The organism is Bacillus sp. FSL W8-0519 (assembly GCF_038005585.1).
GTDB classification, from domain to species: domain Bacteria; phylum Bacillota; class Bacilli; order Bacillales; family Bacillaceae_G; genus Bacillus_A; species Bacillus_A paranthracis.
This window is the reverse complement of the sequence record NZ_JBBOTL010000001.1, coordinates 540,001-558,432: the sequence shown is the minus strand read 5'-3', so window position 1 is coordinate 558,432 and position 18,432 is coordinate 540,001. Positions and strand designations below refer to the sequence as shown.

At 37.9% G+C, this 18,432-nt stretch carries 11 protein-coding genes, 16 tRNA genes and 2 rRNA genes (1 of these 29 only partly in view); 1 reads left to right on the top strand and 28 read right to left on the bottom strand.

All coding sequences use genetic code 11. From position 1 onward, the window contains the following. The first annotated feature begins 45 nt into the window (after window positions 1-45). Entirely contained in the window at window positions 46-1,596 is a 1,551-nt protein-coding gene (locus tag NST14_RS02920) for a recombinase family protein (RefSeq protein WP_000286209.1), read from the top strand. Here the strand turns inward: NST14_RS02920 and yhbH are convergent. The 28 genes from yhbH to NST14_RS02780 all read right to left on the bottom strand — a co-directional run. Continuing rightward, window positions 1,581-2,681, bottom strand: coding sequence for a sporulation protein YhbH (gene yhbH, locus NST14_RS02915; RefSeq protein ID WP_000503508.1), 1,101 nt, complete (start codon window positions 2,679-2,681; stop codon window positions 1,581-1,583). The genes NST14_RS02920 and yhbH overlap by 16 nt on opposite strands. Window positions 2,682-3,128: 447 nt before the next feature. After that, entirely contained in the window at window positions 3,129-5,024 is a 1,896-nt protein-coding gene (locus tag NST14_RS02910; protein WP_000353279.1) for a PrkA family serine protein kinase, read from the bottom strand. A gap of 393 nt (window positions 5,025-5,417) precedes the next feature. Continuing rightward, window positions 5,418-7,487: a sensor domain-containing protein gene (locus tag NST14_RS02905; protein ID WP_000664307.1), complete on the bottom strand. Its 2,070-nt coding sequence runs from the start codon at window positions 7,485-7,487 to the stop codon at window positions 5,418-5,420. 127 nt (window positions 7,488-7,614) lie between these two features. Then, on the bottom strand, window positions 7,615-8,103 hold the full coding sequence (trmL, locus tag NST14_RS02900) for a tRNA (uridine(34)/cytosine(34)/5-carboxymethylaminomethyluridine(34)-2'-O)-methyltransferase TrmL (protein WP_000538147.1): 489 nt from the start codon (window positions 8,101-8,103) through the stop codon (window positions 7,615-7,617). Between the two features lie 58 nt (window positions 8,104-8,161). After that, window positions 8,162-9,049 carry an amidase domain-containing protein gene (locus tag NST14_RS02895; RefSeq protein WP_000260539.1) on the bottom strand — a complete coding sequence of 296 codons (888 nt, stop codon included), beginning with the start codon at window positions 9,047-9,049 and terminating at the stop codon, window positions 8,162-8,164. Between the two features lie 44 nt (window positions 9,050-9,093). Beyond that, complete coding sequence (gene queG / locus NST14_RS02890) at window positions 9,094-10,236, bottom strand: tRNA epoxyqueuosine(34) reductase QueG (RefSeq protein ID WP_000345218.1); 1,143 nt, start codon at window positions 10,234-10,236, stop codon at window positions 9,094-9,096. A gap of 198 nt (window positions 10,237-10,434) precedes the next feature. Beyond that, window positions 10,435-10,508, bottom strand: a tRNA-Gly gene (locus NST14_RS02885). 114 nt (window positions 10,509-10,622) lie between these two features. Then, window positions 10,623-11,276, bottom strand: coding sequence for a DsbA family protein (locus NST14_RS02880; RefSeq protein ID WP_000842720.1), 654 nt, complete (start codon window positions 11,274-11,276; stop codon window positions 10,623-10,625). Window positions 11,277-11,463: 187 nt separating this feature from the next. Then, window positions 11,464-12,240: a transglycosylase domain-containing protein gene (locus NST14_RS02875; RefSeq protein ID WP_000664704.1), complete on the bottom strand. Its 777-nt coding sequence runs from the start codon at window positions 12,238-12,240 to the stop codon at window positions 11,464-11,466. Between the two features lie 487 nt (window positions 12,241-12,727). Beyond that, window positions 12,728-13,189, bottom strand: a complete 462-nt coding sequence (locus NST14_RS02870) for an NUDIX hydrolase (protein WP_229143733.1) — start codon at window positions 13,187-13,189, stop codon at window positions 12,728-12,730. Window positions 13,190-13,310: 121 nt separating this feature from the next. Further along, window positions 13,311-14,030: a YebC/PmpR family DNA-binding transcriptional regulator gene (locus tag NST14_RS02865; RefSeq protein ID WP_000532946.1), complete on the bottom strand. Its 720-nt coding sequence runs from the start codon at window positions 14,028-14,030 to the stop codon at window positions 13,311-13,313. Between the two features lie 332 nt (window positions 14,031-14,362). Continuing rightward, window positions 14,363-14,444 (bottom strand) — tRNA-Leu (locus NST14_RS02860). 10 nt (window positions 14,445-14,454) lie between these two features. Continuing rightward, window positions 14,455-14,525: transfer RNA gene (locus NST14_RS02855), tRNA-Cys, on the bottom strand. Window positions 14,526-14,539: 14 nt separating this feature from the next. Then, window positions 14,540-14,614: transfer RNA gene (locus NST14_RS02850), tRNA-Gly, on the bottom strand. Window positions 14,615-14,619: 5 nt separating this feature from the next. Then, window positions 14,620-14,694, bottom strand: a tRNA-Gln gene (locus tag NST14_RS02845). A gap of 63 nt (window positions 14,695-14,757) precedes the next feature. Continuing rightward, a tRNA-His gene (locus tag NST14_RS02840) sits at window positions 14,758-14,833 on the bottom strand. Between the two features lie 19 nt (window positions 14,834-14,852). Continuing rightward, a tRNA-Trp gene (locus NST14_RS02835) sits at window positions 14,853-14,926 on the bottom strand. Between the two features lie 7 nt (window positions 14,927-14,933). Next, a tRNA-Tyr gene (locus tag NST14_RS02830) sits at window positions 14,934-15,017 on the bottom strand. 10 nt (window positions 15,018-15,027) lie between these two features. Beyond that, window positions 15,028-15,103: transfer RNA gene (locus NST14_RS02825), tRNA-Thr, on the bottom strand. 18 nt (window positions 15,104-15,121) lie between these two features. After that, window positions 15,122-15,197 (bottom strand) — tRNA-Phe (locus NST14_RS02820). A 9-nt stretch (window positions 15,198-15,206) separates the two neighbouring features. Next, window positions 15,207-15,282: transfer RNA gene (locus NST14_RS02815), tRNA-Asp, on the bottom strand. A gap of 3 nt (window positions 15,283-15,285) precedes the next feature. Further along, window positions 15,286-15,362: transfer RNA gene (locus tag NST14_RS02810), tRNA-Met, on the bottom strand. A 24-nt stretch (window positions 15,363-15,386) separates the two neighbouring features. Further along, a tRNA-Val gene (locus NST14_RS02805) sits at window positions 15,387-15,462 on the bottom strand. A 5-nt stretch (window positions 15,463-15,467) separates the two neighbouring features. Further along, window positions 15,468-15,542: transfer RNA gene (locus NST14_RS02800), tRNA-Glu, on the bottom strand. A gap of 17 nt (window positions 15,543-15,559) precedes the next feature. Next, window positions 15,560-15,651: transfer RNA gene (locus NST14_RS02795), tRNA-Ser, on the bottom strand. 2 nt (window positions 15,652-15,653) lie between these two features. Then, a tRNA-Asn gene (locus NST14_RS02790) sits at window positions 15,654-15,728 on the bottom strand. 8 nt (window positions 15,729-15,736) lie between these two features. Further along, window positions 15,737-15,852: ribosomal RNA gene (gene rrf / locus NST14_RS02785) — 5S ribosomal RNA — on the bottom strand. Window positions 15,853-15,952: 100 nt separating this feature from the next. Further along, a 23S ribosomal RNA gene (locus NST14_RS02780) occupies window positions 15,953-18,432 on the bottom strand; it runs 443 nt beyond the window's last position.

The following is an 18,432-nucleotide window of genomic DNA, read 5'->3' as shown; positions in this document are numbered from 1 at the left end:
TTTGTGTATAGTGAATTTAATACAATTGTATAGAGGTGATTTAAATTGTATCGTCCTGAATCTCTTGATGTATGTATATATTTGAGAAAGAGTCGTAAAGACGTAGAAGAAGAACGACGTGCGTTAGAAGAAGGGAATAATTATAATGCCTTAGAACGCCATCGTAAACGTTTATTTGCCATAGCTAAAGCTGAAAATCATAATATTATCGATATATTTGAAGAGGTTGCTTCTGGAGAATCCATCCAAGAAAGACCTCAAATGCAACAATTACTTCGTAAATTAGACGGAAATGAAATTGACGGCGTGTTAGTAATTGACTTGGATCGACTTGGACGTGGTGACATGTTAGATGCTGGAATGATTGACCGTGCCTTCCGTTATTCTTCTACCAAAATAATTACTCCTACTGATGTGTACGATCCAGATGACGAATCATGGGAGCTTGTCTTTGGTATTAAATCTTTAATATCGCGACAAGAACTTAAATCTATTACGAAACGCCTTCAGAATGGAAGAATCGACTCCGTTAAAGAAGGGAAACACATTGGTAAAAAGCCGCCATATGGATATTTAAAAGATGAAAACTTAAGATTATATCCGGACCCCGAAAAGGCATGGGTAGTAAAAAAAATATTTGAATTAATGTGTGATGGTAAAGGAAGACAACTGATTGCTGCCGAATTGGACAAGCTAGGAGTAGATCCACCTGTAACCAAAAGAGGTGCTTGGGATGCTTCTACAATCACCTCTATCATAAAAAATGAAGTTTATACCGGGGTAATTGTATGGGGCAAATTTAAACATAAAAAAAGAAATGGGAAATATACGCGTCAGAAAACTCCTCAAGATAAATGGATTGTATATGAAAACGCTCATGAGCCAATCGTTTCTAAAGAATTATTTGATACTGCGAATGAAGCGCATAGTAGTAGACATAAACCTGCTGTCATTTCTTCTAAAGAATTAACGAACCCTTTAGCCGGTATTTTAAAATGTAAATTATGTGGATACACAATGTTAATTCAAACTAGAAAAGATAGACCACATAATTACTTACGTTGTAATAATCCTGCATGTAAAGGTAAACAAAAACAATCTGTATTTAATCTAGTAGAAGAAAAACTACTATATTCCTTGCAACAAATAGTAGATGAATACCAAGCTCAAAAAATAGAAGAGGTAGAAGTAGATGATTCGAAGCTTATATCATTTAAAGAGAAAGCAATAATTTCAAAAGAAAAAGAATTGAAAGAGCTGCAAAATCAAAAAGGAAATTTACATGACCTTCTTGAACAAGGTATTTATACTGTGGAAATTTTCTTAGAGAGACAAAAGAATCTTGTAGAACGGATTACCTCTATTGAAAATGATATAGAAGTACTGCAAAAAGAAATTGAAATAGAACAAGTTAAAGAACATAATAAAACAGAATTTATTCCAGCATTAAAAACAGTTATTGAATCTTACTATAAAACAACGAACATAACATTGAAAAATCAATTATTAAAAACTATACTAAGTACAGTCACGTATTATCGTCATCCAGACTGGAAAACAAATGAATTCGAAATTCAAGTTTACTTCAAAATATAAAAAAGCCTGTATTTACAGGCTTTCTCTAATTGTACACATGATAGTGTATTAAACTGATTCACTTCCCCATACCCAAACATATTACACTTCTTCATTAATTCTTCAACAAGTTTTACACATCTAGCATTATCTGATGTTAAATTATCACCGTCTGAAAAATGGAATGGATAAATATTATAGCGGTCTGGTGAGTATTTATTATCAATTAGCTCGAGTGCTTTTTTGTATACAGAAGAACAAATTGTTCCGCCACTTTCTCCTTTTGAGAAAAACTCTTCTTCTGGAACTACTTTTGCCTCTGTATGATGGGCAATAAATTCAATATCTACTGTTTCATACTTTGTACGTAGAAATCTCGTCATCCAGAAAAAGAAGCTCCGTGCCATATATTTCTCCCATATGCCCATCGATCCACTCGTATCCATCATCGCTAATACAACAGCTTTTGAATCTGGCTTTAATACTTCATTCCAAGTGCGGAACTTTAAATCTTCTTGATGAATTGGATGGAAAGATGCTTTACCACGCATCGCATTTCGTTTATATGCGGATATCATCGTTCTTTTCTTATCGATGTTGCCCCATAATCCCGTTTTTCTAATATCATTAAATTCAACATGTTCAATCCTGTTTTCATCCATTTCTTTTCTCTTTAAATTAGGCAGCTCTAACTCTTTGAAAAATGCTTGCTCTAATTCCAAAATAGAGACTTCAGCTTCATAATAATCTTCCCCAGCCGCATCCCCTGCTCCTTGCCCTTTTCCTGGTCCTTTTTGCTTTTGACCACCTGATCCATCTCTCGCAACGACATCACCAACTTTGCTGTCACCATTTCCTTGCCCAACGTGTTTGTTTTTATCATAATTGTACCTAATCTTATATTCATCTAAAGAACGAATTGGTATTTTTACAACATCCTTACCATTAGACATAACAATGCTTTCTTCTGTTACAAGATCGGGTAAATTATTCTTAATTGCCTCTTGTACTTTCTCTTGATGGCGTTGTTGGTCGTCATATCCTTTGCGATGGAGGGACCAGTTTTCCTGTGAAATCGTATAATTTGGTTGGTTTTCTTCACCCATTTCTTTCCCTCCTTACTGTAATTGTCTTCCTATATGAACAGCAAGCTAGAAATTTTGTTTTATACTGTACCAGCTAGAATGAAAGGTAACTGCCCATCGAAAATCATCCCATAAACATATATAACGTTTTTCATATAATACTCCGAGCATCCTAAACAAAATTTTGCCACTCACATACTAGAAAAGAATCATTCAGCCTTTGATAAGAAAGAAACACAATGCATAGTTGCACACATTTACACTTTGCAACATATTGTATTGTGTTGGCTTTTTTCGTATGAATGGTTGGTTACTCTATCATATGCATATTGTAAAAATAATTGACAATAAATTCATAAAATTGCATCTTAATTTATTACATTTGGACAAGGTATGACACTTTACACATATGACTGGATAATAAAACGCTGTCCCGCAAAATACAAGAGACAGCGTTTTGTTATCAAACTATCGATTTAGCAGGCTACCTACATAGCGTAATAATTCATTTGCTGAAGAAGAATTATAGCCGTGCTCATCAATTAAACGTGCAACAACATCATTAATTTTCTTCAGCTGATTTTCGTCTGGTGTTTTCGTTGATGTTGTAATTTTCACTATATCTTTTAAATCAGCAAATAGCTTCTTCTGAATCGCTTCACGAAGACGTTCGTGCGAATTATAGTCGAAGCGTTTTCCTTTACGTGCATAAGCAGAGATGCGAATTAATATTTCTTCCCGGAATGCTTTTTTAGCATTTTCTGAAATTCCAATTTGCTCCTCAATCGAGCGCATTAACTTTTCATCTGGGCTCATTTCTTCACCTGTTAACGGATCACGTAATTTCGACTTATTGCAGTACGCCTCAACGTTGTCTAAGTAATTATCCATAAGTGTCTTAGCGGATTCTTCATACGAATAAACAAACGCTTTTTGTACTTCTTTTTTAGCAATTTCATCATATTCTTTTCTTGCTAATGAAATGAAGTTCATATAGCGCTCTCGGTCTTCATTACTAATCGATGGATGCTGATCCAATCCATCTTTTAAAGATCTAAGCACATCTAGAGCATTAATAGATGGTACCTCTTTTCGAATAATTGTAGAAGAAATGCGGTTAATAACGTAACGAGGATCAATACCTTTCATACCTTCATCTTGATATTCGCGTTGCAACTCCTCTACATCAATCGCATTATAACCTTCTACCGTTTCTCCATCATACAAACGCATCTTTTTAATTAAATCAATATCTGGACGCTTCGGATCTTTTAAACGAGTTAAAATCGTAAACATTGCTGCAACCCGAAGTGTATGCGGTGCAATGTGCACATCGGACACGTCACTTTCACGAATCATTTTTTCATAAATATGTTCTTCTTCACTCACTCGTAAATTATATGGAACTGGCATTACAATAATTCTTGAGTGTAATGCTTCATTTTTCTTATTTGCTATGAAAGAGCGATACTCTGTTTCATTCGTATGCGCTACAATTAATTCATCTGCTGAAATAAGTGCAAATCTTCCCGCTTTAAAATTCCCTTCTTGCGTAAGCGATAATAAATGCCATAAAAACTTCTCGTCGCATTTTAACATCTCTTGGAATTCCATCATCCCACGGTTTGCCTTATTCAATTCTCCATCGAAGCGATACGCTCGTGGATCTGATTCTGAACCATATTCTGCAATTGTAGAAAAGTCCAAGCTACCTGTTAAATCTGCAATATCTTGTGATTTAGGATCAGAAGGGCTAAATGTACCAATACCAGTTCGGCGATCTTCAGAGAAGAAAATACGCTCCACAACTACATCTTCAATTCTCCCACCATATTCTTGCTCTAGGCGCATAACGTTGAGTGGTGATAAATTCCCTTCAATTCTTACTCCATACTCATCAAAGAAATCATCTCGTAAATGATGCGGAATTAAATGAAGTGGATCTTCATGCATTGGGCACCCTTTAATTGCAAAAATTGCTCCTCGATCTGTTCTTGAATATGTTTCTAATCCTCGTTTCAACATCGTAACTAATGTTGATTTACCTCCACTAACAGGACCCATTAATAATAAAATACGTTTTCTAACATCTAATCGTTTTGCAGACGGATGAAAATATTCCTCTACAAGACGTTCTAAAGCATCCTCTAACCCAAATAGCTGATTACTAAAGAAGTTATACTTTCTTCTACCATCAACTTCTTCAATTCCAGCATCTTTTATCATATTGTAAATGCGAGAGTGTGCTGTTTGAGCCACCCATGGTCTTTCCTTCACAAGCTCCAAATACTCCGCAAACGTACCTTCCCATTGTAAGCGTTCTTCTGCTTCTCGATGCTGTTCAATTTTTTTTAGAATATCCATTATAGCTCCTCCCCCATCTCCTTGTTCAATCGGATTATTATAAAAGGTATGCTAGGATGTCCTTAAACATTCTTTAAATCAAAATGAAATATACAGTAGTGTTATAAAATTCTCTCCAAAATTCAAAGAAAATTCTGTATAATATAGGTATTAAAGTTTTTACACCTCTATTCATTTTAAATAAATTCTTTTCTTCCAAGAACATTACATACATTTCGATTCATATTTCAGATTCGTAAACTGAAAAAATAGGAGGGATATTAGTATGAAATTATTATTAATTTTAGGTGTATCACTCACATTTCTTACAGCTATTTTTACATCTGGTTACAATGATAAACCCGGTACACATAAAAAGTGATGTGCTTCTTAGCACATCACTTTTTTTATCGATTATTTATAATACACATTTTCCACATCATATTTTGATAAAGGGCGGCTATAATAATAACCTTGTACAAACTTCACATTCTTTTCCTTCAAAAATTGTATTTGTTCCGCTTTTTCTACCCCTTCTGCAATTACATTCAATTCCAACGTATGAGCTAGATGAATAATTGCAGCCGTAATATTCGTATCGCGTTCATCTACATGTATACCTTCCATAAAAGAACGATCAATTTTCAAAGTATCAATTGGATACGTTTTTAAATAACTCAAAGATGAATACCCTGTACCAAAATCATCTAAATGAATCTTTAAATTTTGTTCTTTTAATTGTAGCAATACTCTTTTCGATATATCTTTATGTATAAGGGCTCCTTCTGTAACCTCTATCGCTAATAAATGAGCTGGTACATTGTACTTATGTAAAGCTCGTGTAATCATCTCTATTAATGTAATAGAGCGAAAATGCCTGGCTGAAATATTAACTGCAATTGGGACAACTTCATATCCTTTATTTAACCATTCGCGTATTTGTCGACACACTTCATTTACTACCCATTCATCAAGCTTAATAATAAATCCTGTTCTTTCTGCTAGCGGAATAAATTGATTGGGAGAGACAAATCCTAATTCTTTATTCTCCCACCTTATTAAAGCCTCCATACTAGCTATTTTTTTCGTTTCAATATTAATTTGCGGCTGATAATATAAGAAGAATTCATTTTTTTCTATAGCACGATGTAATTGGTTTTCTATTATAAATCTTTGTTCACGCTCACAATCTAACCCACTGCAATAAAAATGATAATGCCCTTTTCCTTTTTCTTTTGCTTTTTCCAAAGCAGCATCAACTCTTTGGAATAATATCTTTTCATCTTCTCCATCTGTTGGAGCCATTACAATTCCGATTGAAGCACTTAAATACACGTCCTCTTCTTCGATTACAAAATGTTCACTAATCCTTTTCAGTATGTTTTTGGAAACTCCCTCTACACGTTCTTTCGTTATATTTTCTATTAACATAACAAATTGATCATCGTGTTCTCTAAATAAGTGTATACCGGGTATTTGAAAACTGCTTAAACATTCTGTAACTTTTTGTAACACTTTATCTCCTTCTTTATGACCAAACGTATCATTAATAAGGTGAAATTCATCTAAATCTATAAAGATAAACGCAAAAGCTACCTTCTCATTTAAAAAATCATTTAACTTATTTGTACATGAAATTCTATTCATTAATCCTGTTAGCTGATCATAATAAGCTAAATATTCCGTTCTCATTTCATTTAATATTTGCTTTGTAACATCCCTTGTAACAATATATACTCCAACAATTTCACCATTTACAATAATCGGGATAGTTCTCAAGGAAATATAGAGCTCGTACCCTTCTTTATGAACATATTTCTTTGAAACAATTTGCTTTGCCCTTCCTTGCATGGCTTCTTTAAATATAATTTGAAAATCTTTTTCATATTCTTTATTAATAAATTCAAAAATAAACTTATTATTTAATTCTTCAAATCGGTATCCAAATATTTCATACGTTGCTGGATTTGCATATGTAATTCTTCCTATAGAATCTATAGATATGATGGAGTCATTATTATATTCTAGTAATGACTTAAACAGCATTTGTTTTTCCTCTATCTCCATCTTCTCCTCTATTTGAGCTGTGATATCCCTTGTAATACAAATAATAAACTGACATACTCCTTCTTCATCAAATACAGGATTAAGTGAAGATTCATAATGTAAATTACCAGTTGGTAAACTAACTACATCACAAAAGGTATGTGCTTTCGCTTCGCTCGCTACTTTTGCATATTGCACTTGCAATATTTCCGCCGTATCTTCCGGTAATACTTCTGCAAAAGTTTTTCCATAACATTCTTCACTTAGCTTCGCATAATCCATACCTAACTTATTTACATAAATATATGTAAATGTTTCATCATCAATAACTTTAACAATAAATACTAAATCTTGAATAGCATGTAATAATCCTCTTCTTATTAAATCCATATCTATCATACTTAAAAAGGTATTTTGATTACTATATTGTTCCTTCATATTTATCTCAACCCGTCTGATCTATTTTTATTCATATATCCCATTTTATATGAATATGTATCCTTTTTTAAATGTATGATTACATATTATTTTTATTTTTAGAAAAAAAGTCGCCATATGGCGACTTTTAATAAACAATTTCTAAATCTAATCCTGGATAATTTTGTTGACGGAATGCTTCATAAATTAAAATAGCTGCTGTATTAGATAAATTTAATGAACGCACTTTATCAGTCATTGGAATACGTAAACAATGATCGAAATTTTCTTCGATTACATTAGCTGGTAAGCCGTTCGTTTCTCTTCCAAATACAAAATAGTAATCCTTCTCACGTTTGCTATAATCAAACGCTGTATGAGCTTTCTCGCCATACTTTGTTAAATAGAAGAATTCACCGTCTTTATTTTTCTCATAAAACTCTTCAATTGAATCATAATACGTAATTTTCACGTGCTGCCAATAATCTAATCCTGCACGCTTTAACATTTTATCATCCGTTGAAAATCCAAGCGGTCTAATCAAATGTAATTCTGTTCCAGTTGCTGCACAAGTACGAGCAATATTCCCTGTATTTGCTGGAATTTCTGGTTGATATAAAACAACATGTACTCCCACGCGATATTCACCTCTGTTTTTTGTCTACTACGTATTATACCACTTGAGCGAAAAATCTCTACCCATTAATAATATGAAAGAATTTATATTTCATTTGTGGTGTATATTTACTAGAATCTTCATAGTTCCAATAACGCCGACGGCTATTCGCTGAATGTGCATTTACAAGTGGCATACCATCTGCGTCTTTTGCTACTACAATCGTCGTATGGTTCCACCTACCATCATCCTCGAAATCATAAGCGATGACATCACCAAGAATAAGGTCCTCTGGCCTTTCTACAGCTTCAGCTCGAAGTCCTGATGTAGCACCTGACAAATACCAATAAAAAGAGTGTGCAACAGCCCAGCTCCAACTCCACTGATTCTCCCTTTGCCACCATCCTTTACGAATATTAGGATATCCATTCATTGGTACTTCTCCAGTATGAAGACATTGAGAAATAAAATTCGTACAATTATCAGGGAAATTACGATATGCAGGGTTTCGATCATCCCACCAACGCTCTGCATATTTAACTGCCTCTAAACGGTTGTACTGATAGGAACCGTACTTCTCTTTTGTAACTTCCCTTTCTAATGTCTCACTCATTCCAACTGCTTCTGGCACTTCAATAGCATAATCACCTATTATCCGGCTATTATTTAAACAAACTCTTCGTTTTAATTGTTCCTCTTCAATATAAAATAATTCTTTATGCTTAATTAAATATTTAAAATGTATTTGATAATCAATTTCTTGATGATTGCTATTATTTAATTGCCTCATAAAAGAAACATCCGCAGTTGCTTTTACTATCTCTGCATTACGCTTTTGAAATAATTGTTTCTTTCTCTTTGCTATTTGTAATAAATCTTCAGCAATACCATCTACATTTGTTCGTTTCTCTGTTATATATGCTAAAAAGTGTTGGACTTGCTTTTCAATATTTATTTTTACAACCATTTCGTCTCCCTCCCATATTACAATATGAAAAAGGGAGATATTATCTACTCTTTTTTCTGCGCTAACAGTTCAAGTCCGCGATTCATTTCATGAAGAACCTCTTCGTCTTTCTCACGTTGCATCGCTTTTTCAATAGCTTCGCCCACGCCGTCTCCACCAATTTTTCCAAGCGCCCACGCTGCCGTCCCGCGAAGCACTGGTCTTGGATCATCTTTCATAACACCTATTAAATCTGGAATTGCTGATGCTTCTTTAAAATGTGCAAGTGCCAAAATTGCATTTCGTTGCAACGGTTTTTTACCTCTCCATGAACCAGACATAATTCCATATTTCTCTTTAAAATCACGATTGCTAATTGTTAAAAGCGGTGTTAATAACGGTTTAACTAACTCAGGATCTGGTTCCATCTCAGGGTGATTATGAAAATCCATTCCTTTATTTTTCGGACAAACTGTCTGACACGTATCACATCCATAAATACGATTACCTATTTTGTCGCGATACTCTTCTGGTAGGAATCCTTTCGTCTGTGTTAAAAATGCTATACACTTCTTCGAATCTAACTGTCCTCCTTGTATTAAAGCACCTGTAGGACAAATATCAATACACTTTGTACAGCTCCCGCATTGGTCTTCTATCGGCTGATCTGGTGGGAAGGGAACGTTTGTAATCATTTCTCCTAAATATACATACGAACCAAATTCAGGTGTAATAATAGAGCAGTTCTTACCGCTCCATCCAATACCAGCACGCTCTGAAACAGCTCGATCACTTAATTCACCCGTATCAACCATTGACTTAACTTCTATATCGGGAAGTTTTTCGATTAAATATGCTTCTAATTTCTGCAAACGATCTCGTAAAACTAGATGATAATCTTGTCCCCAAGAAGCACGACAAAAAATCCCACGGCGTTCTCCACGCTTACTTAATGGTGCATTTTTTAATTTTGAAGGATACGCTAATGCAATCGCAATAATTGATTTTGCACCAGGTAATAGAAGCTGTGGATTCGTTCTCTTTTCTATATCAGGCTCTTCAAATCCAGATTGATAATTTAATTGTTGCTGCTGGATTAACCGCTGCTTTAATTCTTCAAATGGTGAAGCACTAGCAAAGCCTATTTTATCTATACCAATCGTTTTACTATACGCAATAACATCTTGCTTTAATTGTTCAAAATCCATTCCTAATCGCCTCCTCAGATGAATCCATCCTTTATGTAACGATCTATTAGTTAGCAATTCACTTTCGGAATACTATTCTTTACTTCTATTTTCGCATACAATTACGTTTTCCAAACATTAAAAAACGCAATGCCTCGTTTATCTCGGAAACGAAACACTGCGTTGATCACAATTTATAGAAAAACATTTAATAAAATTTGGAGCGGGTGAAGAGAATCGAACTCTCGACCAGAGCTTGGAAGGCTCTTGTTTTACCACTAAACTACACCCGCAAATATGAAATACATATAAGATATTAGAATAACTTATGTAAAGTAGTATAGCATGTAAAAAAAGCGGAAGCAAGAATTTTATCGAAAAAAGTCGAAAAAGTGATGAGTAGCTCATCACTTTTTCAATTCTTTATCAATCGCCTTCTTCATACTATCGAAATCAGGGTTTGCAAGATTTCCGTTTATATATACTGAAGGAGCACCTTGAACTTTTAATTTTTGAGCACGATCTGAATCTTTACGTACTTTTTCTTTTATTTCTTTACTGTGTAAATCTTTCTTAAATTGATCTACATCAACTTTCGGAAGCTTCTCTTTCACAATGTTAAGAAGTAATTCTTCTGTAATCCATTCTTCCGTATCTTTCTTTTGACTTTGATAAATCTCATCATAGAAAGTCCAGAATGAATCTTTATCTTGTTTATAAATTGCTTCACCAGCTGCTGCACCTAAATCAGAGTCTTTCCCAATAAACGGAAAATTAATAAAGTATAACTGCACTTTACCTTTATCAATATACTCTTCTTTTAATCGTGGCAATACTGTTACATCCCAAGTACGACAAGCGGGACATTTGAAGTCTCCAAATTCAACTACCTTAACCGGAGCATCATCTTTCCCTAAAGATTGTTGTGTGGAATAAGCAAACATCTCATTCCCTTTATCTTTTTTGTCATTTATGATGCTATACGCAATCGTTCCGATCACAATCAATACTGCAATGGAAAAAACTATACCGAGAGCCATGAGTTTGTTCGATGATTTCATATACATTCCTCTTTAATTTCATATTCTGTATACAGCATTGTACACAATACACATAATATCAACACTTATATACGTCACGCAATGAACACGCTCACATAAATTACAAAAACACAATAATTGTGACGATATTGTGTCACGATTTGTCACAATTTATTCAAAAAAAGAAGCTCCTATGTAGGAACTTCCATTAGCTTACTGCTTTTTCACGAGCACTATTTAACATCGACTGCTCTGTTTTTATATCATGACGAATGACTAACTTCTCACTAACTGCTTGCACATACTCATCATGATTGATATAGCCTTCTTTCTCCATCAATCTCAAAACGACATTTCGTCTCTCTACGGCCTTATCATAATTTTGTGCCGGTGAGTAATAAGCAGGTGCCTTTACTACAGCAGCCATCATTGCACTTTCAGCCAATGTTAATTGGCTCACCTTTTTACCGAAGTATAGGTTTGCTGCTTTTTCAATTCCCCATGCTCCTTCTCCGTAATAAATATTGCTTACATACAATTTTAAAATTTCATCCTTCGTAAATGTACGTTCAATTTTTTTCGTATAGAAAATCTCTTTCCACTTACGAGAAAATGTACGTTCATTCGTTAAAAAAGCATTTTTAGATAACTGCTGTGTAATTGTGCTTCCGCCTTGCACAACACCACCAGCTTTTATATTTTCAACAGACGCTCTGACAATCGCTATATAATCTAAACCGTTATGATGATAAAACCTTTTATCTTCTGTCGCAATAAATGCATGTGTCAATGATTCTGGTACCTCTAACTTAGCCGGTACATGTAATTTACTAATATCACTTTTCTCAATCATTACATTTCCAATGAATAATAACGTAAAACTTAACAATAATAATAAAATAATGGCTTTATAAAAAAACTTAGTCATTGGATTTAATGCAACTTTTTGATGATAGTTCACCCTAGATAATACTCGTTCTTTCATCTTAAACACCTCTTTTCCACATAGCGTATAACTCTTACTTTAAGAATACCTTGTTGTAAAAAAATATCCCATCGATTTCTCTTACACGTACCTTACATCATTGTAAGGTATAAATTGAAACTTTCATCAGACCCCCATCAATCTGGCTGCCCGGCAAATAGCGGGATAAAAAAGTATTGTATCACAGTCCTTTTTTATCTACTATTCATCTGAAATATTGAATATAGATTATGCTAAATCAATAGCAGATTAGATCTTAAGGCTATTATACTTTCTCTATTAAAGCGCCCTATTTTCATTATATCATCTACCAATATATATACTTTTGAGTATCTAGTAATCTAAATGTACATAATATATCATATATTATACAGAACAAACGTTCTTCAAATCAATACTAACGCTATTATTATTTTGACCTTTTTCTTAAACAGTATACAAAAAAGAGTAGTGATTTGACTGTATCTCAAATCGGCTACTCTTTTCTTTACAATCTTCCTATTAAGTTATACGGCTGCACTTCCCACGTTTCATACGGAATGAAATGGGTTGCTCTCATCGCATCAAGCGTTCTGGATTTCATATGAGGACGCGTTATATACTCATTTATGTTCTCTTCGTTTAAAACTACAAATTTAGCCTCTTGTATTTCTTCATGTTGAATTTTTATTTCACCGCTTACATATGCTACTTTAAAAACGACAGCTAAAATGTTCATGGAAGCATTATAATAAACTCCTGTAACTCCAAGCAGCTTCACAGTTAAACCCGTCTCCTCAAGCATTTCCCTACAAACAGCTTGATCGAGTGCTTCCCCTTCTTCTACCTGTCCTCCTGGTAACTCCCACGTATCAGCTCGCCAGTGTACCTTTGCTAATAACACTTCATCTTTTTCATTTGTTAAATAGCCTGCTACAGCAACGATATGTTTTGGTGTTTTTTGTTCCATGTTAAGCCTCTTAGCAATAATGAATATTTCATATATCCCTATAAGCATATTCCCTGTTTACAATAAAATACCTTTATTAAAAAAGCCCCTATTCGTTAAACGAACAGGGGCTTTTATCGTATTATTCTCCTAAGTCTACGTTGTGATAAACTTGTTGTACATCTTCTAAATCTTCTAATGCATCAACCATTTTTTCAAATTGTGCTTGTGCATCTTCAGGAAGTGTTACATCGTTTTGTGCAAGCATTGTTAATTCGGCAACTGTAAATTCTTCAACACCCGCATCTTTAAGAGCAGATTGTACTGCGTGGAATTGATCTGGTTCAGCATACACGATAACAGCATCTTCTTCTTCAAGGATGTCACGTGCATCCACATCTGCTTCCATTAAAATCTCAAGAACTTCATCTGATGTTTTCCCTTCAAGGCCGATAACAGCTGTTGCATCAAACATGTAAGCTACAGAACCGTTTACACCCATGTTACCACCGTTTTTGCTAAATGCAGCTCGTACATCTGCTGCAGTACGGTTTACGTTGTTTGTAAGTGTATCTACAATTACCATAGCTCCATTTGGTCCGAATCCTTCATAACGAAGCTCGTCATAATTTTCTTCTGAACCACCTTTTGCTTTTTCAACTGCACGATCGATAATTGTTCTTGGAACATTGTATGTTTTCGCACGTTCTAATACAACTCTAAGCGCTTGGTTTGATTCCGGATCTGGCTCGCCTTGTTTTGCCGCTACATAAATTTCACGTCCAAATTTCGCGTATATACGGCTAGTATTTGCATCTTTTGATGCTTTTTTATCTTTAATATTATTCCATTTACGACCCATACTTTCCACTCTCTTTCCCGTTTTAAATCTACATAAAAATATTAATATGAAATATCATGTGTGTTCAACACATTTTTAAAAGAAATATAAAAAGTTCATTTTTGATTCATATTACAGACATAATATAAATCACTATCATTTTGTTCTTTCGACAAGTTATATTATACATGAATTCCTACGTTTATTACGAATTTTAGAAGCACATAACATAATTTAGCAAAAAAATTCTACCATTTCACCAACACACTATTTATGCTTATTTTGTAGTGTGATGAAAATATAAAAAGACTCTACACATTTGGTGTAGAGTCTTTTTATTACGCCGTTCGTGATACCGATGGTCGGGGTCGAACCGACACTCCCGAAGGAACACGATTTTGAGTCGTGCGCGTCTGCCAATTCCGCCACATCGGCACAAAAGAAAAGGCGGCAACCGGATTTGAACCGGTGATAAAGGTTTTGCAGACCTCTGCCTTACCACTTGGCTATGCCGCCATATAAAATTTTAGTGGAGCGGAAGACGGGATTCGAACCCGCGACCCCAACCTTGGCAAGGTTGTATTCTACCACTGAACTACTTCCGCAAAAATGGCTGGGCTAGCTGGATTCGAACCAGCGCATGACGGAGTCAAAGTCCGTTGCCTTACCGCTTGGCTATAGCCCATCGAATTCTTACTTAATTATATGTAAGTATCCATTAGATTATTTATAATTTTTAAAATAAAAATGGGGCGACTGATGGGAATCGAACCCACGAATGCCGGAGCCACAATCCGGTGCGTTAACCACTTCGCCACAACCGCCATGTTGTGTAAATATATTTGGCAGGGGCAGTAGGAATCGAACCCACACTGGAGGTTTTGGAGACCTCAGTTCTACCTTTAAACTATGCCCCTATGTAAATGGTGGAGGGGGGCAGATTCGAACTGCCGAACCCGAAGGAGCGGATTTACAGTCCGCCGCGTTTAGCCACTTCGCTACCCCTCCGAAACTTACATGGTGCCGGCTAGAGGACTTGAACCCCCAACCTACTGATTACAAGTCAGTTGCTCTACCAATTGAGCTAAGCCGGCGTATTTTATTAAAGTAAATGGTGGCTCGGGACGGAATCGAACCGCCGACACGAGGATTTTCAGTCCTCTGCTCTACCGACTGAGCTACCGAGCCTTATTAAAATGGCGGTCCCGACCGGGGTCGAACCGGCGATCTCCTGCGTGACAGGCAGGCATGTTAACCACTACACCACGGGACCATTTGGTTGCGGGGACAGGATTTGAACCTGCGACCTTCGGGTTATGAGCCCGACGAGCTACCGTGCTGCTCCACCCCGCGATAATATTATTCATATAGTTTATATGGTGGAGGATGACGGGATCGAACCGCCGACCCCCTGCTTGTAAGGCAGGTGCTCTCCCAGCTGAGCTAATCCTCCAAAAGTGGTGACCCGTACGGGATTCGAACCCGTGTTACCGCCGTGAAAGGGCGGTGTCTTAACCACTTGACCAACGGGCCAAATATTATAAATCCTATGGCGGAGAGCAAGGGATTCGAACCCTTGATACGCTTGTGACGTATACACGATTTCCAATCGTGCTCCTTCGGCCAACTCGGACAGCTCTCCAATGGCTCCGCAGGTAGGAATCGAACCTACGACCGATCGGTTAACAGCCGATAGCTCTACCGCTGAGCTACTGCGGAATAATATTGCCTGGCAACGTCCTACTCTCACAGGGACAAGGTCCCAACTACCATCGGCGCTAGAGAGCTTAACTTCCGTGTTCGGTATGGGAACGGGTGTGACCTCTCTGCCATCATTACCAGACATTATTCTTTTGAGACAATCATTATTATAACTTATTTTCTTTAAAAGTCAACAAGTTTTTTATGTTCTCTCAAAACTAGATAACATTGCTACATATTATATGGTTAAGTCCTCGATCTATTAGTATTCGTCAGCTCCACATGTCACCATGCTTCCACCTCGAACCTATCAACCTGATCATCTTTCAGGGATCTTACTAGCTTACGCTATGGGAAATCTCATCTTGAGGGGGGCTTCATGCTTAGATGCTTTCAGCACTTATCCCTTCCGCACATAGCTACCCAGCTATGCCCTTGGCAGAACAACTGGTACACCAGCGGTGCGTCCATCCCGGTCCTCTCGTACTAAGGACAGCTCCTCTCAAATTTCCTACGCCCACGACGGATAGGGACCGAACTGTCTCACGACGTTCTGAACCCAGCTCGCGTACCGCTTTAATGGGCGAACAGCCCAACCCTTGGGACCGACTACAGCCCCAGGATGCGATGAGCCGACATCGAGGTGCCAAACCTCCCCGTCGATGTGGACTCTTGGGGGAGATAAGCCTGTTATCCCCGGGGTAGCTTTTATCCGTTGAGCGATGGCCCTTCCATGCGGAACCACCGGATCACTAAGCCCGACTTTCGTCCCTGCTCGACTTGTAGGTCTCGCAGTCAAGCTCCCTTATGCCTTTGCACTCTACGAATGATTTCCAACCATTCTGAGGGAACCTTTGGGCGCCTCCGTTACACTTTAGGAGGCGACCGCCCCAGTCAAACTGCCCACCTGACACTGTCTCCCGGGTCGATAAGACCCGTAGGTTAGAATTTCAATACAGTCAGGGCGGTATCCCACCAGCGCCTCCACCGAAGCTAGCGCTCCGGTTTCAAAGGCTCCCGCCTATCCTGTACAAACTGTACCAAAATTCAATATCAGGCTACAGTAAAGCTCCACGGGGTCTTTCCGTCCTGTCGCGGGTAACCTGCATCTTCACAGGTACTATAATTTCACCGAGTCTCTGGTTGAGACAGTGCCCAAATCGTTACACCTTTCGTGCGGGTCGGAACTTACCCGACAAGGAATTTCGCTACCTTAGGACCGTTATAGTTACGGCCGCCGTTTACTGGGGCTTCAGTTCAGAGCTTCGCTTACGCTAACCCCTCTCCTTAACCTTCCAGCACCGGGCAGGTGTCACCCCCTATACTTCGCCTTACGGCTTCGCAGAGAGCTGTGTTTTTGCTAAACAGTCGCTTGGGCCTATTCACTGCGGCTTTCCGTTAAGAAAGCACCCCTTCTCCCGAAGTTACGGGGTCATTTTGCCGAGTTCCTTAACCAGAGTTCTCTCGCACACCTTAGGATTCTCTCCTCGCCTACCTGTGTCGGTTTGCGGTACAGGCACCTTTTATCTCGCTAGAAGCTTTTCTTGGCAGCGGGGAATCAAAGACTTCGCTCCATAAGGAGCTTCCCCATCACAGCTCAGCCTTTACGATAAGCGGATTTGCCTACTTATCAGCCTAACTGCTTGGACGTGCACAACCAATCGCACGCTTCTTCTATCCTTCTGCGTCCCTCCATTGCTCAAACGATAAAGAGGTGGTACAGGAATATCAACCTGTTGTCCATCGCCTACGCCTGTCGGCCTCGGCTTAGGTCCTGACTAACCCTGAGCGGACGAGCCTTCCTCAGGAAACCTTAGGCATTCGGTGGACGGGATTCTCACCCGTCTTTCGCTACTCATACCGGCATTCTCACTTCTAAGCACTCCACCAGTCCTTCCGGTCTGACTTCACTGTCCTTAGAACGCTCCCCTACCACTGATACCATTCGGTATCAATCCGCAGCTTCGGTGGTGTATTTAGCCCCGGTACATTTTCGGCGCAGAGTCACTCGACTAGTGAGCTATTACGCACTCTTTAAATGGTGGCTGCTTCTAAGCCAACATCCTAGTTGTCTAAGCAACTCCACATCCTTTTCCACTTAATACACACTTTGGGACCTTAGCTGGCGGTCTGGGCTGTTTCCCTTTTGACTACGGATCTTATCACTCGCAGTCTGACTCCTAAGGATAAGTCATTGGCATTCGGAGTTTGACTGAATTCGGTAATCCGATGAGGACCCCTAGTCCAATCAGTGCTCTACCTCCAAGACTCTTACACTTAAGGCTAGCCCTAAAGCTATTTCGGGGAGAACCAGCTATCTCCAGGTTCGATTGGAATTTCTCCGCTACCCACACCTCATCCCCGCACTTTTCAACGTGCGTGGGTTCGGGCCTCCATTCAGTGTTACCTGAACTTCACCCTGGACATGGGTAGATCACCTGGTTTCGGGTCTACGACCACGTACTAAACGCCCTATTCAGACTCGCTTTCGCTGCGGCTCCGCCTCTTCAGCTTAACCTCGCACGGGATCGTAACTCGCCGGTTCATTCTACAAAAGGCACGCCATCACCCGTTAACGGGCTCTGACTATTTGTAGGCACACGGTTTCAGGATCTCTTTCACTCCCCTTCCGGGGTGCTTTTCACCTTTCCCTCACGGTACTGGTTCACTATCGATCACTAGGGAGTATTTAGCCTTGGGAGATGGTCCTCCCAGATTCCGA